The sequence below is a fragment of the Tardiphaga robiniae genome (genome assembly GCF_001618955.1).
GTDB lineage: Bacteria > Pseudomonadota > Alphaproteobacteria > Rhizobiales > Xanthobacteraceae > Tardiphaga > Tardiphaga robiniae_A.
This window is the reverse complement of sequence record NZ_LVYV01000012.1, coordinates 425,521-446,714: the sequence shown is the minus strand read 5'-3', so window position 1 is coordinate 446,714 and position 21,194 is coordinate 425,521. Positions and strand designations below refer to the sequence as shown.

At 61.9% G+C, this 21,194-nt stretch carries 22 protein-coding genes; 17 read left to right on the top strand and 5 right to left on the bottom strand.

Annotated elements, in window-relative coordinates; translation table 11 throughout:
* The first annotated feature begins 7 nt into the window (after positions 1-7).
* The 8 genes from A4A58_RS15355 (at position 8) to A4A58_RS15320 (ending at position 8,548) form a co-directional block, all read left to right on the top strand.
* Positions 8-946 (top strand): LysR family transcriptional regulator, encoded by a 939-nt coding sequence (locus A4A58_RS15355; RefSeq protein WP_068733475.1) that lies wholly within the window; start codon positions 8-10, stop codon positions 944-946.
* Between the two features lie 104 nt (positions 947-1,050).
* Positions 1,051-1,941 (top strand): shikimate dehydrogenase, encoded by an 891-nt coding sequence (locus A4A58_RS15350; RefSeq protein ID WP_068733776.1) that lies wholly within the window; start codon positions 1,051-1,053, stop codon positions 1,939-1,941.
* 61 nt (positions 1,942-2,002) lie between these two features.
* On the top strand, positions 2,003-3,145 hold the full coding sequence (locus A4A58_RS15345) for an ABC transporter substrate-binding protein (protein WP_068733473.1): 1,143 nt from the start codon (positions 2,003-2,005) through the stop codon (positions 3,143-3,145).
* A 189-nt stretch (positions 3,146-3,334) separates the two neighbouring features.
* The gene (locus tag A4A58_RS15340) at positions 3,335-4,210 is read left to right on the top strand and encodes a branched-chain amino acid ABC transporter permease (RefSeq protein WP_068733471.1); all 876 of its coding nucleotides are present in this window, start codon (positions 3,335-3,337) and stop codon (positions 4,208-4,210) included.
* A complete protein-coding gene (locus A4A58_RS15335; protein WP_068733468.1) occupies positions 4,207-5,202 on the top strand; it encodes a branched-chain amino acid ABC transporter permease in 996 nt (331 codons plus the stop codon). The genes A4A58_RS15340 and A4A58_RS15335 overlap by 4 nt, the downstream gene beginning before the upstream one ends.
* A complete protein-coding gene (locus tag A4A58_RS15330) occupies positions 5,199-5,942 on the top strand; it encodes an ABC transporter ATP-binding protein (protein WP_068733466.1) in 744 nt (247 codons plus the stop codon). The genes A4A58_RS15335 and A4A58_RS15330 overlap by 4 nt, the downstream gene beginning before the upstream one ends.
* A 9-nt stretch (positions 5,943-5,951) precedes the next feature.
* Positions 5,952-6,692: an ABC transporter ATP-binding protein gene (locus tag A4A58_RS15325; RefSeq protein WP_068733464.1), complete on the top strand. Its 741-nt coding sequence runs from the start codon at positions 5,952-5,954 to the stop codon at positions 6,690-6,692.
* Positions 6,689-8,548, top strand: coding sequence for a bifunctional sugar phosphate isomerase/epimerase/4-hydroxyphenylpyruvate dioxygenase family protein (locus A4A58_RS15320; protein WP_068733462.1), 1,860 nt, complete (start codon positions 6,689-6,691; stop codon positions 8,546-8,548). Before A4A58_RS15325 ends, A4A58_RS15320 begins: the two co-directional genes overlap by 4 nt.
* A 15-nt stretch (positions 8,549-8,563) precedes the next feature.
* Here A4A58_RS15320 and A4A58_RS15315 read toward each other — a convergent pair whose 3' ends face one another.
* Genes A4A58_RS15315 through mnmA form a run of 3 tightly spaced genes read right to left on the bottom strand, consistent with a single transcriptional unit; the run spans position 8,564 to position 10,839 of the window.
* The gene (locus A4A58_RS15315; protein WP_068733460.1) at positions 8,564-8,935 is read right to left on the bottom strand and encodes a hypothetical protein; all 372 of its coding nucleotides are present in this window, start codon (positions 8,933-8,935) and stop codon (positions 8,564-8,566) included.
* A 51-nt stretch (positions 8,936-8,986) separates the two neighbouring features.
* Positions 8,987-9,625 carry a class I SAM-dependent methyltransferase gene (locus A4A58_RS15310; protein WP_068733457.1) on the bottom strand — a complete coding sequence of 213 codons (639 nt, stop codon included), beginning with the start codon at positions 9,623-9,625 and terminating at the stop codon, positions 8,987-8,989.
* 17 nt (positions 9,626-9,642) lie between these two features.
* Complete coding sequence (gene mnmA, locus A4A58_RS15305) at positions 9,643-10,839, bottom strand: tRNA 2-thiouridine(34) synthase MnmA (RefSeq protein ID WP_068733775.1); 1,197 nt, start codon at positions 10,837-10,839, stop codon at positions 9,643-9,645.
* Between the two features lie 320 nt (positions 10,840-11,159).
* Between mnmA and A4A58_RS15300 the strand changes: the two genes are divergently transcribed.
* The 8 genes from A4A58_RS15300 (at position 11,160) to flbD (ending at position 19,140) form a co-directional block, all read left to right on the top strand.
* Complete coding sequence (locus A4A58_RS15300) at positions 11,160-12,683, top strand: flagellar hook-length control protein FliK (RefSeq protein WP_068733455.1); 1,524 nt, start codon at positions 11,160-11,162, stop codon at positions 12,681-12,683.
* Between the two features lie 10 nt (positions 12,684-12,693).
* The gene (locus A4A58_RS15295; protein ID WP_068733453.1) at positions 12,694-13,410 is read left to right on the top strand and encodes a flagellar hook assembly protein FlgD; all 717 of its coding nucleotides are present in this window, start codon (positions 12,694-12,696) and stop codon (positions 13,408-13,410) included.
* Between the two features lie 145 nt (positions 13,411-13,555).
* On the top strand, positions 13,556-13,831 hold the full coding sequence (locus A4A58_RS15290) for a DUF1153 domain-containing protein (protein WP_002714638.1): 276 nt from the start codon (positions 13,556-13,558) through the stop codon (positions 13,829-13,831).
* A 171-nt stretch (positions 13,832-14,002) separates the two neighbouring features.
* Positions 14,003-15,616 carry a flagellar basal-body MS-ring/collar protein FliF gene (fliF, locus tag A4A58_RS15285; RefSeq protein ID WP_068733772.1) on the top strand — a complete coding sequence of 538 codons (1,614 nt, stop codon included), beginning with the start codon at positions 14,003-14,005 and terminating at the stop codon, positions 15,614-15,616.
* 5 nt (positions 15,617-15,621) lie between these two features.
* Positions 15,622-16,713, top strand: a complete 1,092-nt coding sequence (gene fliG, locus A4A58_RS15280; RefSeq protein ID WP_068733451.1) for a flagellar motor switch protein FliG — start codon at positions 15,622-15,624, stop codon at positions 16,711-16,713.
* Entirely contained in the window at positions 16,713-17,333 is a 621-nt protein-coding gene (locus tag A4A58_RS15275; protein ID WP_068733449.1) for a FliH/SctL family protein, read from the top strand. The genes fliG and A4A58_RS15275 overlap by 1 nt, the downstream gene beginning before the upstream one ends.
* A gap of 21 nt (positions 17,334-17,354) precedes the next feature.
* Positions 17,355-17,699 carry a flagellar motor switch protein FliN gene (gene fliN, locus A4A58_RS15270; protein ID WP_068733447.1) on the top strand — a complete coding sequence of 115 codons (345 nt, stop codon included), beginning with the start codon at positions 17,355-17,357 and terminating at the stop codon, positions 17,697-17,699.
* Positions 17,700-17,754: 55 nt separating this feature from the next.
* Complete coding sequence (gene flbD / locus A4A58_RS15265; protein ID WP_068733445.1) at positions 17,755-19,140, top strand: sigma-54-dependent transcriptional regulator FlbD; 1,386 nt, start codon at positions 17,755-17,757, stop codon at positions 19,138-19,140.
* A 157-nt stretch (positions 19,141-19,297) separates the two neighbouring features.
* On the opposite strand, the gene A4A58_RS31150 is transcribed toward flbD, so the two are convergent.
* Together A4A58_RS31150 and A4A58_RS15260 are read right to left on the bottom strand one after the other, a co-directional pair.
* Positions 19,298-19,453 (bottom strand): hypothetical protein, encoded by a 156-nt coding sequence (locus A4A58_RS31150; RefSeq protein ID WP_192855910.1) that lies wholly within the window; start codon positions 19,451-19,453, stop codon positions 19,298-19,300.
* A complete protein-coding gene (locus A4A58_RS15260; RefSeq protein ID WP_068733442.1) occupies positions 19,450-19,836 on the bottom strand; it encodes a DUF4345 domain-containing protein in 387 nt (128 codons plus the stop codon). The genes A4A58_RS31150 and A4A58_RS15260 overlap by 4 nt, the downstream gene beginning before the upstream one ends.
* Before the next feature lie 174 nt (positions 19,837-20,010).
* On the opposite strand from A4A58_RS15260, the gene A4A58_RS15255 reads away from it, so the two are divergent.
* Positions 20,011-21,120 (top strand): ATP-dependent DNA helicase, encoded by a 1,110-nt coding sequence (locus A4A58_RS15255; RefSeq protein ID WP_068733440.1) that lies wholly within the window; start codon positions 20,011-20,013, stop codon positions 21,118-21,120.
* The last annotated feature ends 74 nt before the right edge of the window (positions 21,121-21,194 follow it).

The window sequence follows — 21,194 nt, the reverse complement described above, 5'->3', positions numbered from 1 at the left end:
TTTGCGCATGATGACGTTACGCCAGGTTGAAGTGATCCGCGCCGTCATGGTGACGGGCACCATTGGCGGCGCGGCCAAACTCCTGAATGTGTCCGCGCCCGGCATCAGCCGCCTGGTCAAATACACCGAGAAGTCGCTCGGCATCCGCTTCTTCCAGCGCCAGAACGGACGCTACTTCCCGACGCCTGAAGCGCAGAATATTTTCGAGCAGATCAACGGTGTCTACAAGAAAGTCGACGATCTCACCGAGATCATCTCCAAAATCGGCCACGGAACACTGTCGGAATTGCGCATCGGGTCGGTTCCCAGTATCTCGCAGGTGATGGTGCCACGCGCCATCGAGCAGGTGCGGCGTCGTTATCCCGGCCTGCGGATCGACATCAACATTCTCAAGCTTGAGGAGGCGATCGACTATCTGCTGCTCGGTCGCGGCGACTGCGTCGCCATGAGCTATCGGCTCGAACATCCCGGGCTCGACTTCATGCCGCTGGCATCCGGCGAATTGTTCTGCATCGTGCCGGAGGGGCACGAACTCGCAGGTCGCAAGCAGGTGTCGGCCAAGGAGATCATCCGGTATCCCCTCATCGGCATCGATCCCAACGATCCCTACGGTCGGATCATGGCGGAGATCTTCGCCCGCAATAAACTCAAATACGACATCACCATCCGGGCGAGATTTGGCACCACGGTCTGTGCCCTGGTGAAGGCAGGATTGGGCATCGCGGTCATCGACCAGTTCACGGTGGCCCATGGCGGCTATCCAGGCGTCGAGGTGATCCGCATCGTCGAACCCACCCGGTTCGATACTTACGTCGCCGTGAAACGCGGCGCGCCGCTGTCACTGCATATCGAGCATTTCATCGACTGCCTGCGCACCGAGATGCGCGCAGTCGGCTCTCACAAAATTGCCGCTGCAAAGCCGGCCTCGCGCGTCCGTAAAAAATAACATCATGTTATGTTTGTCGTATAACAGGGTAATTGTGTTAGATCGCTGCCGCGCTATCTTCTGTCCCGTTTCTGATGATGATTGACAGTACTGGCCATCCGTTCATGACCTCTTCGACGCCCCATACCCCGGCGACGGGCCAACGCTTCCTCACCGGCCTGCTCGGTGCGCCGATCGCGCATTCGGCGTCGCCGGCGATGCATGAGCGGGCCGCCGAAGCCATGGGCGCCCACTGCCACTATCAGCTGATCGAAATCGCCGGTGCCGGTCGCGACGAGCTGAAAAGCATTCTGGATGGCGTCCGCCGGCTCGGCTTTGCCGGCATCAATGTCACCTTCCCCTACAAGGAAGCCGTGGTCGATCTGCTCGACGAGCTCTCGCCCGGGGCCAAGGCCATCGGCGCCGTCAACACCGTCGTGGTCCGCGACGGCAAGCTGACTGGCCACAACACCGACACCACGGGCTTTGCAAGGGCCGCCAGGCAACTCGTCACCAATTCCAACCACGGCCCGGTCGCGGTCATCGGCACCGGCGGCGTCGGCAAGGCCATCGCCTTTGCATTGGCTGATCTCGGCGTTTCGGAGATCCGGATTTTCGATACGGACACGGCCAAGGCCCGGCATCTCGTTTCCCTGCTTCACAACAAGCAAAGCATCCGCGTGGCGGACAGCGTCGATGACGCCGTCCGCGGTGCAGTCGGCATCGTCAACGGGACACCGATCGGCATGCTGCCCAACCGCGGCACCCCTGTGCCCGATGCGCTGCTGCATGCGGAAGCGTGGGTTGCGGATGCGGTGTACTCCCCGCTGTGGACGCCGCTGCTCAACGCCGCCAAGGCCAAGGGCGCGCCGGTCATGACCGGCCGCGATCTGGCGATCTACCAGGCCGCGGATGCCTTTGAGTTGTTTACAGGATTTGCGCCGTCCACGACCGAAATGGGAATTGCTTTCGACGCCGTCATGGTCAAAAGGTACCCGACACCAAACGCAGCTTGAATGAAGCGGCCGCTCATAAGGCCGCATCGATAAAGACAACAATTAGCAACAGGAGGATTCCATGAAGCCAGTGTTCTTGGCGAGCGCCCTGCTCGCGACTGTATTGACCGGTGCTGCCATCGCGCAGGCCGGAGCGCCTATTAAACTCGCAAATGTTGCCGAATTGTCCGGTGGCGGCGCCACCGTCGGCACCAATTGGAAAAACGGCATCGATCTCGCGATCGAGGAGATCAACTCCAAGGGCGGCGTGCTCGGCCGCAAGCTGGAAGTGACCCACGCAGACTCGCAGTCGAACCCCGGTGTCGCCCGCGCACAGGTTCAGAAGGCACTCGATGCCGAGCCTTACGTCCTGCTCGGGCCCGGCTATTCCGGTTCGGTGAAGGTCACCGCGCCGCTCGCCGCGGAAGCCGGCATCGCACAGATCATGGGCGGCGAGGCCGCCGAACTCACCACAGCCGGCAACAAGTTTCTGTTTAGAACGTCGTTCGGCCAGCAGTCGTCGATGCCGAAGGTCGCCAAATACATCAACGACGAACTGAAAGCGAAATCCGTCGCCATCGTCTGGGTCAATAACGACTTCGGCAAAGGCGGGCGCGATTCCATCAGCAAGGAATTCGCCAAGTACAATATCAAGGTCGCGGCCGATCTCTCAACCGAAGCCGGCCAGGCCGATTTCGCGGCCGATGTCAGCAAGATCAAGGCAGCGGCGCCGGACGCAGTCTTCGTTTACGTCAACGAAGAAGAGAGCGCGCGCATACTCAAGGAGCTGAAGCGCCAGGGCGTCACCGTGCCGCTGGTCGGCGAAACCACGCTGGTCGGACAGAAGGTCGTCGAACTCGCTGGCGACGCAGCCAACGGTGCCCGCGGCCATGTCGGCCTCACCACCGACGCGCCGGTTGAGCTGATCAAGGCGTTCCGTGACAAGTTCGTCAAGAAGTACAACTACGTCCCGGACCATAACGGCCTCAAGGGCTGGCTCGCGATCTACATGATCAAGGCCACCACCGAGAAGATGGGCAAGGTCGATTCCAAGGGCTTCGCCGACGCCCTGCACGGCTTCACCATCACCGCCGCCAAGGAGCCGGGCATTCTGATGGACGCGACCTTCGACGCCAATGGCGATATCGATCGCCAGGGTTTCCTCGTCGAGATCGTCGAAGGCAAGCAGGTCGTCAAGCAAGTGCTGCCGAAGCTGGGCAACTGAGGCTGCCCTTGCTTACCTCTCCCCGCTTGAGGGGAGAGGTCGACTGTAATGCGTGAAGCGCGTGCAAGTCGGGTGAGGGGGAGCCAGTGCTTCCCTCGCAACAGCCCTCACCCGACCCTCTCCCCCGCAACGGCGGGACGAGGGAGCGCACAGCCGGTGTGTTGAAGCGCCGGCTATTTGGAGAACCACATGTCCAATTTGCTCGACCTCCTCATCGCAGGCCTCGCCACCGGCGCGATCTATGCGATCGTCGCAGTCGGCTTCACGCTGCTGTGGCAGACCTCGCAGACCATCAATTTTGCGCAGGGCGAATTCGTCATGCTGCCGGCCTTCCTGATGCTGGCGGTGATGCATGCCGGCGCACCGTTCTGGCTGGCGATCCTGATTGGCATCGCGCTGTCGCTGCTGCTACTGGGCCTCGGCTTCAAGATGCTGCTGGTCGATCCGATGCTGCGCCATGGCGTGCTGCCGCTGGCGATTGCGACCATGGCACTGGCCATCGGCATCAAGGAGGCCGCCAAGCAATTCTGGAGTGCCGAAGCCTCGCCGTTTCCCTCGATCATCCCGGGCGGCGACATCACGATTTTCGGCCGCGTCGTTGCGCTGCAGAGCATCGGCGTGCTCGTGCTGGCGATCCTTGCCGTGCTCGGCCTGACCACACTGCTGAACCGCACCTCCATCGGTCATCAGATGCAGGCCGCCGCGCAGAACCCGACCGTCGCGCGCATCATCGGCGTGCCCGTCGAACGCATGATCCTGCTGACATTCCTGATCAATGCCTTTCTCGTGGCGCTGGCCTCACTGCTAATCACACCGATCTATCTCGCCAAGTTCTCCAATGGCGAGGTTCTGGGCCAGGCCGCGTTCATCGCCGCCATTGTGGGCGGCTTCAACCAGGTCCGCGGCGCCATCGCCGGCGGCTTGCTGATCGGCGTCGTCGACAATCTGTCGGCCGCCTATGTCTCCACCCAGTATCGCGCCGCTGTGCCATTGGTTCTGCTGATCGCGATCATTCTGTTTCGGCCGCAGGGCATGCTTGGCCGGCCTGAGGAGCGCACCGTATGACCGCGGCGAAGACCCTCAAGATCGGCTTGGGCATCGTTGTCATTGCCGCGCTGATCATCGTTCCGATGAATTTCAACCGCTACGGTCTGTTCATCCTGAGCCAGTGGGCTGTGATGACCATCGCCGCCATGGGGCTCAATCTGACGTTGGGCTATGCCGGACAGGTCTCGCTCGCGCAGGGCGCCTTTGTCGGCATCGGCGCATACACTGCTGCGATCATGACATCGAACGGCCTGCCGCTCATCGGCGCGCTCGGCGTCGCCATCGTGCTGTGTTTCGCTATCGGCTGGATCCTCGGTTATCCCGCCCTGCGCGTACAGCACCACTATCTGGCTTTTGTCACCCTCGCCTTTTCGACGCTCGCTTTTCTCGTGTTTCGGAACGAGGATTGGCTGACCAAGGGCATCTACGGCATCAGCAACATCCCTCGCCCGGAAATCTTCGGCTATCCGACGCGACGACCGTTGCCATTCTATTATGTCTGTCTGGGATCGCTCGCGCTCGTCTCGCTGGCCGTCTGGTGGCTGATCCGTTCGCCCTGGGGCCGCGCTTTCATTGCACTGCGCGAAAATCCCGTTCGTGCGCTCTCGCTGGGCATCGACACGCGGCGCTATACGCTGATGGCCTTTGCGATCGGCTCCGCACTCGGCGGCGTCGCCGGGACGCTCTATGCGCCATTGACGCAATATGTCGATCCCGTCCCGTTCCACCTGTCGCTGTCGCTTGATCTCTTGATGATGGTGATCGTCGGCGGCTCCGGTTTCTTCTTCGGACCGTTCCTCGGCGCGATGATTGCCGTGCTGCTGCCGGAATGGCTGCGCTTCACCCAGGGCTATTACCTGATGCTCTATGCGATCGCGGTGATCGGACTGCTGATCTACTCGCCGACCGGGATTCTCGGCATCCTCGATCGCTTCATCTCCGAACGCCGCACCAAGGCCGCTTCCGCCCAGCGTGCAGTCGCGAAGGCCAAGCTGGAGGTGACGCCATGACCGCGGTCCTCGAAGTCACCAACATCCGCAAGAGCTTTGGCGGCATCGCGGCCGTCAATGGCGTCTCCTTCGACGTGCAGGAAGGCGAAATTCTCGGCCTGATCGGACCGAACGGTTGCGGCAAGTCCACACTGTTCAACTGTATCCTCGGCCAGCTCAGCCCGAGCGCCGGTGAGGTGAAGGTCGACGGCAAGGTGGTCACCGGTATGCGCCCGTCAGAGCTAAACGGCCTCGGCGTCAGCCGCACATTTCAGCTCCTGCAGGTGTTTCCAAAATTGTCGGTGCGCGAGAACCTGATCCTTGCGGGCCAGGAGCACCAGGGCAACATGTTGTCGCGGCTGCTCGGCCCGTCCGACGCCGGTCTCACTGAGGCGGCAAACCAGATGATCGGCTTCTTCAAGCTCGACCATCTCGCCAACGAACCTGCAGGCGGCCTCTCTTATGGCCAGCAGAAGCTGCTCGATGCCGCGATGGCCTTCATGGGTGGACCGCGGCTGGTGCTGCTCGACGAACCGGCCGGCGGCGTCAACCTGACCATGCTCGCGGATCTCAAGGATCGCCTGCGCGCCATCAATCAGGAGAAGCGCGCCACCTTTGTGGTGATCGAGCACAATATGGAATTCGTGATGTCGCTCTGCACGCGCGTGATGGTGATGGCCGAAGGCAAGGTTCTGGCGATGGGACGGCCTGACGAAGTCCGCGCCAATCCCGCCGTGATCGAAGCCTATCTGGGACATTGAGGATACGCCATGAGCGATGCAATCCTGGACGTTCAGAACCTGGTCGGCGGCTACGGCAAGATGACGATCCTCAACGGCACCACCTTCTCGGTGCCGGCTGGGTCAATCACCACCGTGATCGGGCCAAATGGCGCCGGCAAGTCCACCGTCTTCAAGGCAATTTTCGGCCTGCTGAAGTTGCGCGAAGGCAAGGTTACGTTCAAAGGCAAGGACGTCACGGGGCTCGGCCAGCGTGCTCTGCTCACCGCCGGCATCTGCTACGTCCCGCAGGGCCGCAACATCTTCCCGGAACTCACGGTCCGCCACAATATCGAACTCGGAGCCGTCGCCGCCGGCCGCGACATCACTGATCTGCCGGCCCGTATCGAGGCCGCGCTCGACAAATTCCCGGTGCTGCGCACCAAAGCCAAGCAACAGGCATCCACCCTGTCGGGCGGCGAGCAGAAGCAGCTCGAAATCGCCCGCGGCCTGCTGCTCAATCCGCAACTGGTGCTGATCGACGAACCGTCCATCGGGTTGTCGCCGCTGATGGTGCTGCAAACGTTCAACATCCTGAAGGAGCTGCGTGACCACGGCGTCTCGATCCTGATGATCGAGCAGAATGCACGCTCGGCACTCGAGATTTCCGATTTCGGTATCGTGCTCGAACTCGGCCAGACCCGCTTGATGGACAAGGCCGACCGTGTGCTCAACGATCCGCGCATCGGACAGTTGTTCCTCGGCGGCGCCATGACGGAGACCGCGGCATGAACAAGCTCTCGATCGCCACCGTCTCGCTGTCAGGCGCGCTGGATGAGAAGCTCCGCGCCATTGCTGCCGCCGGCTTTGACGAGGTCGAGATTTTCGAGGCAGATCTTCTGTCCTTCAATGGCAGTCCGCGCGACGTCGGCCAGATGTGTCGCGACCTCGGCCTGACCATCTGCGCCTTCCAGCCGTTCCGCGATTTCGAGGGCATGCCGGAGCCGCAGCGCAGCCGCAACTTCGCGCGCGCGGCGCGCAAGTTCGATCTGATGAAAGAGTTGCAGACGGATCTGATGCTGATCTGCAGCAACATCTCGCCGGCCTCGCTCGGCGGCATCGACCGCGCAGCGGCGGATTTTCGTGAGCTTGGGGACCTCGCCGCGAAGCATGGCATGCGTGTCGGCTTCGAAGCGCTCGCATGGGGCGCTCATGTCAACGACTATCGCGATGCCTGGGAGATCGTGCGCCGCACCAATCACCCGTCCATCGGCGTGATCCTCGATAGCTTCCATGCGCTGGCCCCGGCATTTCCCGTCAGCGCCATTGCATCCATCCCGGCCGACAAGATCTTTCTAGTGCAGCTCGCCGACGCGCCGAAGCTGGGCCTCGATGTCCTGTCCTGGAGCCGGCATTTCCGCTGCTTCCCCGGTCAGGGCGACCTGCCTGTGGCCAAGTTCATGGAAGCCGTGCAGGCCACCGGCTATAGCGGCGCGTGGTCGCTCGAGATTTTCAACGACCAGTTCCGCGCAGGCTCCGCCGTTCGCACTGCCACTGACGGGTTGCGCTCACTGATCCTGCTGCAGGATCAACTGGCCAAGACGCCAGCCGACGCCCTGCAGCCGAAGACATCCACCCGCGGTGTTGGCTTTATCGAGTTTGCCGTCAACGAGGCCAAGGCGACAGACCTTGCGACGCTGCTCAGCCAGCTCGGCTTTCGCAAGACAGGCGTCCATCGCAGCAAGGACGTCGAACGCTGGTCGCAGGGCACTATCGAACTCGTGATCAATTCTGAGCCGGACGGTTTCGCGCATTCGCATTACGTGACGCATGGCCCCGGCGTGTGCGCCATCGCACTGGACGTCGGCAATACCAAGCAGGCCATGGCGCGCGCGGAAGCTTTGCAGGCGCGGACTTTCTATCAGCCAGTCGGACCGGGCGAACTGGAAATTCCGGCGATCCACGGCGTTGGTGGCAGTCTGCTCTACTTCCTGGAAGCGGCCAGCAAGAATTGGGACGTAGATTTCGAGCCGCTCAAGAGCGATGCTGGTACAGATCATCTCTCCGTCGTCGATCACATTTCGCAATCGATGCCCTATGACGAGATGTTGTCGTGGCTTCTGTTTTACACCGGCATTCTCGACCTGCAGCGCCTGCCGCAGATGGAAATTCCGGACCCGGTCGGCCTCGTGCAAAGCCAGGCGCTGATCAGCGCAAATCAATCACTCCGCGTCATCCTGAATGGATCATCGGCAACGCGTACGCTGTCGAACCGCTTCATCTCGGAGTTCTTCGGTTCCGGCGTGCAACATATCGCGTTCTTGTGCGACAATATCTTTGCTGCTGTGGCCGATATGCGCAAACGCGGCGCCAAATTCCTGCGCATTCCCGACAATTATTACGATGACGTGGAAGCCAAATACGGGCTCGATGCCGAACTGATGTCCGCGCTACGCGACAACCAGATCCTCTATGATCGCGAAGGCGACGGTGAATTCTTCCAGATCTACACGCCGAGCTTCGACGAGCGCTTCTTCTTCGAGATCGTGGAGCGCCGCAACTATCAGGGATTTGGTGCGGCCAATGCAGGCATCAGGCTTGCGGCACAAACGCGTGACGCGCGGCCAGTATCTGTCCCGCGCGTCTAATGCCTGAGCGAAGATTTACTTCGGCCTAACGCTTGGATCGCCACCGGGACTGCCGGGCGGCGGAATCACCGGCGTGTTGCTGCTGTCCGAATTCGGCGCCGGCGCCCGCATCGCGGAATCGACATTGCTCGGCGGACACAAAACGCCATCCGATTTCGCGAGCTTGTCGCCCAACGGCTCAGAGCTCTGCCCGGTCGTCGTACCGCTGGGAGCAATCGTCCCCTGCGGGGTCATTTGTGTCGGCGCACAATTGGCATTTGCACGCTCAGCCGCCGGCGGTGCGGTCTGAGCGGGTGGCGGAGCAGGCGTCGGCGGCGCCTGCGCGAGTGCAGCGCTGGAACCGGCGATGACAAGACCTGCGATGACGAGCAACTGTTTGATCTGCATCCGGAGCAAACCGCGGGCGCGAACGGAGGTTCCGGTCCCGCGCTGCAACAGTCAGGATTTAATGTAGCGGATCAGCGAAAAATGCCCCATCGGCGGCATCGACCGGCGCTCGGCCAGCGTGATCCCGCCATGCACCGCGGCCCAATCCACCAGCCGCTTCCACGGGAATTCCGGTCGCCAGCCAAGGCGACGCGCCAAGGGTGCAAAGGCCAGTTCGAAAATCTTGCGCGGACCGCTTTCAGCGCCGATGTGGTTGACCAGAATGAGCTCGCCACCTGGCTTCAGCACACGGACGAAATCGTCGAGCGTGGCTTCCGGGTCGGGAACAGCGGTGATGACATACTGCGCCACGACGGCATCGAAATGATTGTCGGGGAATGCGAGGTTCTTCGCATCCATGACCGCCAGCGTTTCGACATTGGTGAGGTTGTGGGTGCGGACGCGCTCATGCGCCTTGCGCAGCATCGGCTCGGAAATATCGACGCCGCAAATCTTCGTGGTGCGGGCGTAATCGACGAGCGACAGTCCGGTGCCGACACCGACATCCAGGATGTGGCCGCCGATCCGATCGGCCTCGATGATTGTCGATTGCCGACCGCTATCGAACACCTTGCCAAAAACGAGATCGTAAATCGGCGCCCAGCGCCCGTAAGCCTTCGCGACCCCTGCGCGGTCGATATCGCCAGCCATGCCCCTACCCTGAACTCTTACACACGCATCGCTGCGACAGCAGGGACATTAGCATCGCGTGGGGATGTGCTGACAGGGCTTTTCGCCGCAGCGCTCTTGATGAAGCCGCCGCCGAGCACGCGGGCCTGCCCGTCCGGCGCGTCGTAGAACACACAGGCCTGACCGGGCGACACGCCCTCTTCGCCGCCGACCAGTTCGATCTCGTAGCCGCCATTCACAGCACGCAGCCAGGCCGGCTGTGGTCCACGGGTCGAGCGCACCTTGACGAACAGTTCGAGACCGTTGCCAACGGCGCGATCGAGCGTCCCGCCGCCGATCCAGTTGACGTCGCGCAGCACAATGCGGTGCATCCGCAAGGCCTCGCGCGTGCCGACGACCACGCGCCGGGTGACGGCGTCGAGCTTGATCACGTAGAGCGGCGCGCTCGCTGCAATACCGAGGCCGCGGCGCTGACCGATGGTGAAATGGATAATGCCGTCGTGGCGGCCGATGACATGGCCATCCATATCGACGATCTCGCCCGGTTCAAGCGCATTCGGCTTCAGACGCTCGATCACGTCGGTGTAGCGGCCGGACGGCACGAAGCAGATGTCCTGACTGTCCTGCTTGTCGGCGACCGACAGATCGAACTGCCGGGCTAGTTCGCGGGTCTGCGGCTTGCTCATGTCGCCGAGCGGAAAGCGGAGATAATCGAGCTGTTCCTGCGTGGTGGCGAACAGGAAATAGCTCTGGTCGCGATCGGCATCGGCAGCGCAGACCATGGCACGCGAGCCGTCAGCAAGGCGGCGTGAGGCCACGTAATGCCCGGTCGCCAGCGCCTGCGCGCCGAGATCGCGCGCGGTCGCCAGCAGGTCGCGGAACTTGACCGAACGATTGCATTCGATGCACGGCACCGGCGTTTCGCCGGATGCATAGCTCGCGGCGAAATTGTCGATCACGGACTCGCGGAACCGGCTTTCATAATCCAGCACGTAATGCGGGATCCCGATCCGCTCGGCGACGTCGCGGGCATCATGGATGTCACGGCCGGCACAGCAAGCGCCCTTACGATGGGTGGCGGCGCCGTGATCGTAGAGTTGTAGCGTAATACCGACGACATCATAGCCCTGCGACTTCAGCAGCGCAGCCGTCGCCGAGGAGTCGACGCCGCCGGACATGGCGACCACGACCCTGGTGTCCTCCGGGCGGCCTTCGAGATCGAGACTGTTGAGCATGGTTTCGGTCACTGATGCGACCGCGCTGGCTGCAAACCGTCGCGATCAGGAAAACGGAGCCAAATCCCGGAACTTAAAGGTCGGTCCGACAATGGTTGGGATATGGCACTTTAATATAGGCCGCCTTGCGCTCAATCAATCACGGCGCCTCGCCGGAAACGGCAATTCTTGCCGCCGGGCAGAAAAGAAGCGGCCGTGAGAGTCCTCAAGGAGTTTCTCTCAGAACAATAACGCACTGATTTATATGGATATTTCTATGAAAGGAGACATGGCCCGGTCCTTGCTGAAAGGAGGATAGAACTCTTCTGGAAAGGCCGCCCGTGGTTAGCGTCACGTCCGATATCATCTCAAACATCTCGTTTCAGAACGCGCGATCGAATTCGTCCCGCGACGATCAGCGGTCGGACGCCGACAGCTTCGGCTCGCTGGTCGACAGCAACACTGCCGCCAGCGTCGTGACCGATCGCGCCGCAGCCGCCCAGCCTGATCTGCCAGCACCCGCACGGCGCGACGACACGCGCTCCTCGAGCAATGACCGCACACGGCAGTCCGACGATCGCGCCGACAACGCGGCCGTCAATGCACGTGACCGCGACACCCAGGCAGCCGATGCCGCGCAGGACTCCCGCAAGGCGAAGAAGAGCGACCCGAGCGACACGAAGGCCGATTCCAAGGCCGACGCGAAAACGGGCGACAAGACTGACACCAAGGGCGCCTCGTCCAAGGATACCGACAAGACCGCAACGACCGATGTCGATGCAACGGCCTCAACCGAGAAGCCCGTTGCGGTCGCCGCCGTCGCCGTCGCGATCCCCGTGCCTGCGGCCACGACCGATGTTGCAGTAGCTCCGACAGCGCCCGAAACCACCGGCGTTGCACAGCCTCTCGCCATCGCTGCAGCCGTTTTGAAAGCCCAGACGGCAGTGACTGAAGCTGCAACGGCTGACGCCGAAGCGGCGCCCGCAACGACGCCTCCGGAAGCCGAAGAAAATTTCGCGGCACTTATCGCATCCGCGACGCCCGCGGGCGGCAAAGCCGGCGCGAAGAAGACCAGCGCAGCCGATGCCACAACGGCATCGACGGCCGAGGTCAAATCAGAAGACAAGACCAAAACCACCGAGACGACGTCCGCGCAGCCAGCCGACGCGGCCGCAGTGCCGACCGTCGGCAAGGATGCCAAGCCGGGCGACAAACCCGTCGATGGCGTAGCAACTGACGCGACCGCCGTTGCACCGGAAGCTGCAAAGCCTGCGGCTGGCGCTGCCCATGAGCGTCGCACCGAACATACCGCCCAGGCTGCATTACCGGATGTGACTGCGCCGACCACCAATAGCTTGCAGCAGCAGCCGTTGCAGACCGCACCGACGCCGATTGCAGCTGCGACCCCGCAATTGACCGCCACGGTCGCGACCAATGCGCCAGTGCCTTTGAACGGCGTCGCCGTCGAGATCGCGCAGAATGCCAAATCCGGAAAGAGCAGCTTCGATATCAGGCTCGACCCTGCCGAACTCGGCCGTATCGATGTCCGGCTCGAAGTCGACAAGCATGGCAACGTCACCTCGCACCTCACCGTCGAGAAGCCGGAAACCCTGACCATGCTGCGCCAGGATGCACCGCAACTGCAGCGCGCGCTCGAACAGGCCGGCTTCAAGACCAATGACAGCGGATTACAATTCAGCCTGCGCGATCAATCGCAAGGCCAGCAACAGAACAATGGCGAGAATTCGGGCCGCAACGCCCAGCGCCTTGTGATCCACGAAGACGAGTCCGTGCCTGCGATTGCTGCGGGTCGCGGTTACGGCCGCATGCTGGGATCCAGCAGCGGCGTCGACATCAGTATCTGAGGAGTGAACCATGGCAGTTGACGCAACGACTCCAAGCCCTGTCGTATCCGGCACCACGCCGGTATCGAACTCGAGCAGCAGCTCCGGCACGACGACCACCGGCATTGCGGATAATTTCCAGACGTTCCTGACACTGCTGACGACGCAGTTGCAGAATCAGAACCCGCTCGATCCGCTCGATACCAACCAGTTCACGCAGCAGCTCGTGCAGTTCGCGGGCGTCGAACAGCAGCTCAAGTCGAACGATCAGCTGAAAGCCTTGGTCGATCTTGGCAAAGCTACGGAAGCGACGCAGGCGCTCATCTATGTCGGCAACAACGTCGCCGTCGATGGCAGCACGGCGCAATTCAAGACGTCGGCGACATGGAATCTGCTCGCCGACAAGGACTCTACAGCCACCGTCAACATTACGAATTCAGCTGGTAACGTTGTCTACACCGGAAAGTACACGTTGCAGTCGGGCAACGGCACTTTCGTATGGGATGGCAAAGGCAATGACGGCGTTCAGTATCCCGAAGGGGCCTATACGCTGACTGCAACGGGCAAGGACGACAACGGCCGCGATGTCGCCATCTCCACGGAAGTCCAGGGCGTTGTCGATTCCGTCGATCTGTCAGCGAGCCCCGCTCTGCTCTCGATCAACGGCAGCAACTATACCGTCGACAAAATCAAGCGCGTGGTGCGTCCGACGACAACGCCGACGACGCCGACCACACCGACAACGTGACGCTGCGCCGCATCATCTCCTCGGGACGATATTTCGAACCAAATCCAGTTCTATTCGCATTGGAGTTGTAGGCTTAGGCAAATTTTAAGTCGCTGGGCGTAGATTGTTGAAGTGAGTTCAGTGGTTGAGAGTTTGTGAGTACGCCATGACAGAACCCCATCGCCCGAGGGTCAAATACGTCATCGGGCCTGACGGCAGTCCGTTAACAATTGCGGATCTGCCCGCGCCCGGAACCAAACGGTGGGTCATCCGCCGCAAAGCCGAAGTTGTGGCCGCCGTCCGCGGTGGCCTTCTGTCCCTGGAGGAAGCCTGCAGCCGTTATACGCTGACAGTCGACGAATTCCTCTCCTGGCAGTTCTCGATCGACCAGCACGGTCTGGCAGGACTGCGGACCACCCGCATCCAGCAGTATCGTCAGTAAACGAATCGTTAATATTTCCAATTCGATGAAAACCGGCTCCCTCGCGGGAAGCCGGCTTTCGCCATTTTGCCGTATTTTTGCCACCCGTTAACCGTCGTTAACCATATCGAAACCATACCCCGGCAAAATTTGCCCAGTCGGTCTTTGAGGCCGAATCTCAGGGGCTGGTTCGTGCAGAGTCTTCTAAGTTTCCTTAAAGGTCTCGGCGCGGCGCGCCTCATGGCGATGGTTGCGGTGACGGCCGCGCTCATCGGCTTCTTTGCTTTCGTCATCATGCGGGTCACCACGCCGCAGATGACCACCCTGTTCACGGATCTGAGCGTCGAGGACTCCTCGGCGATCATCAAGGACCTGGAACGTCAGGCTATCCCTTATGAGCTGAAGAACGACGGTGCCGCCATCATGGTGCCGAAGGACAAGGTGACTCGCCTGCGCATGAAGCTGGCCGAAGGCGGCCTGCCCAAGGGTGGCGGCGTCGGCTACGAGATCTTCGACAAGTCGGACGCTCTCGGAACAACAAGTTTTGTCCAAAACATCAATCACTTGCGCGCTCTCGAAGGTGAACTGGCGCGAACCATCCGGGCGATCGACCGGGTGCAGTTTGCCCGCGTCCACCTCGTCCTGCCGGAACGCCCTCTGTTCTCCCGCGAAGCACCCGAGCCTTCGGCCTCGATCGTGGTCCGCGTCCGCGGCGCCCTCGACCCGCAGCAGGTCCGGGCGATCCGCCATGTCGTCGCCTCGGCCGTCAACGGCCTGAAGCCGGCCCGGGTTTCGATCGTCGACGAAGCCGGACAGCTGCTCGCCGACGGCGCCGCTGACGCGACCATGGAAGGCGCCACCGGTGACGAGCGCCGCGCCGGCTTCGAGAAGCGGATGCGCAGCCAGGTCGAAGCGATCGTTTCCTCGGTGGTGGGCGCAGGCCGGGCCCGGGTCCAGCTCACAGCCGACTTCGATTACAACAAGGTCACGCAGACCTCCGACAAATTCGACCCGGAAGGCCGGGTATTGCGCTCCAGCCAGAGCCGCGAAGAATCCTCTGCAGTCGGCGAGCGGGATGGCCAGGTCACCGTCAACAACGAACTGCCAGGCAATCAGGCGGCCGGCAACACGGGGACGGCGAAGGATCAAAGCAAGAAGTCGGAAGAAACCAACAATTACGAAATCTCCCGCATCACCAAGACCGAAGTTACCGAAGCGGGCCGTGTCAATCGCATCTCGGTCGCGGTACTGGTCGATGGCAGCTACAGCAAGAACGAGAAGGGCGAGCAGGTCTACGCCCAACGCCCCAAGGAAGAACTCGATCGCATCGCAGCGCTGGTACGTTCGGCCATCGGCTTCGACCAGAAGCGCGGCGATCAGGTCGAGGTCGTCAACCTGAAATTCGCCGAGGGCCCAACTGTCGTTCCGACACCGGAGCCGACAGGTCTGCTCAGCATGATGCAGTTCACCAAGGATGACGTGATGCGCGTCATCGAACTCGCGGTCATGATGCTGCTCGGCCTCGTGGTGATGTTCATGGTCATCCGCCCGCTGGTCCGCCGCGTCCTCGCCTCCGAGCCTGTGCCGGCGCTCCCTGCAGCCAACGCCCTCGTTCTTCCCGACGGTGTCGCCCTCAGCGCTGACGGACAGACCGTCATTCCCGCCGGCGGCCCCAACATGATCGACGTCGCCACCATCCAGGGTCAGGTCCACGCGCAATCCGTGCATCGCGTGGGCGAACTGGCCGATCGTAACCCCAACGAAACCGCAGCCATTGTTCGCGCATGGCTGCAGGAACCGGCGTGATCTGAATGGCATCCGTTCCGCAAACCACTGGCGACAACAGCAGCGACATCGCCAGCGTCGTAGCATCGCTCGCACAGCGCCAGGGTGGCCGCGCGCCGGCGAAGCCGCTGAGCGGCCCGAAGCGGGCCGCCATCCTGATGCTGGCGCTGGGCGAACAGTATGGCGGCAAGGTCTGGGCGCAGCTCGACGACGACGAAGTGCGCGAGCTTTCAGTTCACATGTCGTCGCTCGGCACCATCGAGCCGGAGACGGTCGAAGATCTGCTGCTCGAATTCGTGTCACGGATGTCCGCCTCCGGCGCCCTGATGGGGACTTTCGATGCCACCGAGCGTCTGCTGACCCAGTATCTGCCGTCCGAGCGCGTCAGCGGTATCATGGAAGAAATCCGCGGCCCAGCAGGCCGCAACATGTGGGAAAAGCTCTCGAACGTGCAGGAAGAGGTTCTCGCCAACTACCTGAAGAATGAATATCCGCAGACCATCGCCGTGGTGCTGTCAAAGTTGAAGCCGGAGCATGCCGCCCGCGTCCTCGGCATCCTGCCCGAGGATCTCGCGCTCGACGTCATCAACCGTATGCTCAAGATGGAAGCGGTGCAGAAAGAAGTCATCGAGCGCGTCGAACAGACGCTGCGCGTCGAGTTCATGTCGAACCTCTCGCAAACCCGTCGTCGCGACGCGCACGAAGTCATGGCGGAAATCTTCAATAACTTCGACCGCCAGACCGAAACGCGATTCATCACCTCGCTGGAAGAAGACAACCGCGAGGCGGCCGAGCGCATCAAGGCGCTGATGTTTACCTTCGACGACCTCATCAAGCTGGATGCCGGCTCGGCACAGACCCTGATGCGCAGCATCGACAAGGACAAGCTGGGCATCGCATTGAAGAGCGCCAACGAGGAAGTCCGCGCCTTCTTCATGGGCAACATGTCATCCCGCGCCGCCAAGATGCTGACCGACGATATGGACGCGCTGGGCCCGGTCCGCCTGCGCGACGTCGACGAGGCACAGGCGCTGCTCGTTAATCTCGCCAAGGATCTCGCGGCCAAGGGCGAAATCGTGCTGACGAAGAACCGCGCCGACGACGAGCTGGTGTATTGATGGCCGCCCCCGCAAAATTTCTGTTCGATATGGACTTCGCAGCGCCCGACAAGACGCGTGCGCCGGCGATCACGCCCGCGGAGATCGCGGAGAAAGTCGCCAACGCCGAAGCCCAGGCCTATCGCGCCGGCTTCGATGCTGCCCAGCGCGAAGCCAAGGCCGAAAGCGACCGTCGCGCCGCATTAGCGCTGGAACAGATCGGTGTTGCGATCTCCTCGATCTCGTCGCGCTTCGGGACCATCGAAGAAAAGATGGAAACCGAAGCTGTCGATGTCGCGGTTTCGGTGGCACGCAAACTCTGCAATGAATTGATCGCCGTCGAGCCGCTCACCGAGGTCATGGCTCTGGTCCATGACTGTTTCAAAAATCTGGTGTCGACGCCGCATCTCGTGGTGCGCATCAACGACCAGCTCTACGACGAAGCACGCGAGCGCATCGAGAAACAGGCCAAACAAAGCGGCTTCGCCGGCCGCCTCGTCATCCTTGCCGAGCCGGATATCGAGAACGGCGACTGCAAAATCGAATGGGCGGATGGCGGCGTCGTGCTGGAGCGCGCGGCCATCGACGCCAAGATCAACGAACTCGTCGGACGCTACATGGCGTCGCGCAATCAGGCCTGACAGGGCTGTGAGGACTAGAACATGAGCGATCCCCAGGTGCCGCTTCCCGATCTCAATGCCACCGATCCCGGCGCAATGGGGGACGTTGGCTATGCTGACGAGGAACAGGTCACGCGTATTGCCGCAGATCTCGAAGCGGTCTTCGACGTTCCGGTTCAGGTATCGGCCGTGCTTGGCCGCTCCAAGATGGGTGTGGGCGAATTGCTGAAACTCGGACCCGGCACCGTGCTCGAACTCGACCGCCGCGTTGGCGAAGCGATCGACATCTACGTGAACAACCGTCTCGTGGCACGCGGCGAAGTCGTGCTGGTTGAGGAAAAGCTCGGTGTCACCATGACCGAAATCATCAAGGCCGAACGCGGCTAGTACCGGATAAACGGCGCCTCAACGGCGCGCGACCAGGATATAACAGGAGATCACCATGCGGCTTCTCATCGTTGGCACCTTGAAGGGTCAGCTTACCACCGCCACCAAGATCGCCATGGATAACGGCGCCTCCGTGGTTCATGCCGAAGGCCATGATCAGGCGATGGGCGTGTTGCGCGGCGGCAAGGGCGCGGACCTGCTGCTGGTCGATGTCGCCCTCGACATCCGCGACCTCGTGATGCGGCTGGAAGCCGAACACATCCATGTGCCGATCGTCGCCTGCGGCATCACCACCGATGCCCGCGCCGCGGTCGCGGCGATCCATGCCGGCGCCAAAGAATACATCCCCCTGCCGCCGGATCCGGAACTGATCGCCGCCGTTCTCGCCGCCGTTGCCAATGACAGCCGCGACTTGATCTATCGCGACGAAATGATGGGCAAGGTGGTCAAGCTGGCGCAGCAGATCGCCGGCTCCGATGCGTCGGTGATGATCACGGGCGAATCGGGCACCGGCAAGGAAGTGCTAGCGCGCTACGTCCACACCCGTTCGAACCGCGCCAAGAAGCCGTTCATCAGCATCAACTGCGCTGCAATCCCCGAGCATCTCCTGGAGTCCGAACTGTTCGGCCACGAGAAGGGCGCCTTCACCGGTGCCATCGCACGCCGTATCGGCAAATTCGAGGAAGCCACCGGCGGTACGCTCTTGTTGGACGAAATCTCGGAAATGGACGTGCGGCTGCAGTCGAAGCTGCTGCGCGCCATTCAGGAGCGCGTCATCGACCGTGTCGGCGGCACCAAGCCGGTGCCGGTGGACATTCGCATCATCGCGACGTCGAACCGCAATCTGTCCGACGCCGTGCGCGAAGGTACGTTTCGCGAGGATCTGCTATTTCGTCTGAACGTCGTGAACCTGAAGATCCCGCCGTTGCGCGATCGCCCGGCCGATATTCTCGAACTGGCGCAACATTTCGCCAAGAAATATGCCGACGCCAATGGCGTGCCGGTGCGTCCGATCTCCGCCGAAGCACGGCGCGTGCTCACCGCCAATCGCTGGCAGGGCAACGTCCGTGAACTCGAAAACACGATCCACCGTTCGGTGCTGATGGCCAACGGCGACGAGATCGGCGCGGATGCCATCCTCACCCCGGACGGAGATCGTCTCGATCTCGCCAAGACGCCGCCTGCCGTCGCCCACGCCACCATGGCGGCAGAAACCGTGACCCGCGCACTGGTCGGCCGCACCGTAGCCGATGTCGAGCGCGATCTGATTCTGGAGACGCTGAAGCATTGCCTCGGCAATCGCACCCATGCGGCCAACATTCTTGGCATCTCGATCCGCACGCTGCGCAACAAGCTGAACGAATATGCCGATGGCGGGCTGCCGATCACACCGGCCGGAGCAGGCGCCGGCGACTATCGCGCGGCCATGGGCGCGATGTAGGCACACTGTCATTCCGGGGCGAGCGCAGCGTTAGCTGCGCGCGAACCTCAGCCACTCCACTTGGAGTGGCGGGGGAATCCCGATATGAGACTCACCACTGCGAGGTTCCGGGTTCGTCCGCGCATGAATGCGCGAACGCCCCGGAACGACGACAAAATCACGAATAGCTCGGCGCATCCTGCTTGCGAAAAATCTTGATCGGATCACCCGGCGTCAACTCCTGCCGGGTGAACATTGCATAGGCGTAGAGCGCGAGATAACCGATTGAAATCGCGCCGATGACATAGACGATCCAGGTGCCAATCCGCTTCATGCCGAGGCGCCTCGTCGGACCAGATGGCGATGCCACAGCCAGATCAGCGGCACGACCACGAGTTCGCCGATCAGGCTGATCAGCAATCCCACGGTCGGAAAGCCATGACTGAGCACCGCCAGCAAACGTGCAGCGGCACCGAACACGAGGATGAAGGTCACGATCGAAATTCGTTCGCCGCGCTTTTCGATCTGCGGGATCGCCGACCAGTAGATCAGCCCGACCGCCACCAGCACGCCTTTGATGAAGCGCACATAGCCTTCCATCGTCACACCGAGCCTGACGCCCGACAGGCTGGTGCCGAACAGCACGCCGGTCAGGCCGAACAGGATGGCCACGAGGCCGACAATCGCCAGTGCGATCTGAAGCAGTCTGCGTTCCAAAATGGGCTCCCTAGGCTCAAGCAGCCTAATAACTGCGTCATGGAACGACAATGAGCAACCGGCCACGTTGGCGCACACGACTTGGGGGTCTCCGGCTTGCGTCAGACGCTTGAATGGTTAGCTTTCCTCGCTGAGTCGCGGCAAAATGGCTGCGCACCGCTTTCCAGAGACGCAATGCCCACATTTACCCCGCATCAGGATGCCGCGCTGAAAGCCGTCGACGACTGGCTGAAGGCGAAGCCAGGCCGCAACGGCACACCGCAGGTGTTCCGGCTGTTCGGCTTTGCCGGCACCGGCAAGACGACACTGGCGCGGCACGTCGCCGACAATGTCGATGGCGAGGTGAAATTTGCAGCCTTCACCGGCAAGGCGGCACTGGTGATGCGCAACAAGGGCTGCGACGGCGCCTCCACGATTCACTCGCTGATCTATCGCGCCCGTGAGAGCGGCGAGGAACAGCCGAATTTCGAACTGTGGGACGATGCACCGGCCTCGAAGGCCAAGCTGATCGTCATTGACGAATGCTCCATGGTGGACGCCGAACTCGGCCGCGATCTCCTGTCATTCGACTGCCCTCTGCTGGTACTCGGCGATCCCGCGCAGTTGCCGCCGATCCAGGGCGGTGGCTTCTTCACCGAGACCGAGCCCGACGTGATGCTGACCGAAGTGCATCGTCAGGCCGAACACGATCCGATCGTGCGCATGTCGATGGATGTCCGCGAGGGTCGATCGCTGCAGCCTGGGCAATACGGCCTCAGCGAGATCGTGTCGCGCAAGGCACTCGATCCGGACCGCGTGATGTCCGCCGATCAGGTACTGGTCGGCCGCAACAACACGCGGCGCGCGTACAATATGCGCGTGCGTCAGAAACTCGGCATCGAGGACCTGTTGCCGGTGGCCAATGACAAGCTCGTCTGCCTGCGCAACAACCGCAAGAAGGTGCTGTTCAACGGCGGTCTGTGGCGTGTGAAGGCGCGCGCCGCCTCGAAGTCGCAGATCATCACCATGCGAATTTCCCCGGATGAGGATTTTGGCGGCAAGGTCACCAAGGTCTCTGTGCGCGCAGACTGTTTCTCGGGCGGTGTTGAGACGTTGCCATGGGAACAGCGCAAGCCTTACGACGAATTCGACTACGGCTACGTGCTGACCGTGCACAAGAGCCAGGGCTCACAATGGGACGACGTCGTTCTGTTCGACGAGAGCTTTGCATTTCAGGAGAGCCGCGCCCGCTGGCTCTACACCGGCATCACCCGCGCCGCGAAGCGCTTGAGCATCGTGGTTTAGCGCGCGTATTTTGCTCTCAATCGCATGCGCTGATCTGACGCGTCTCGGCTCACTAGGCCTCGTGGAACAAGATG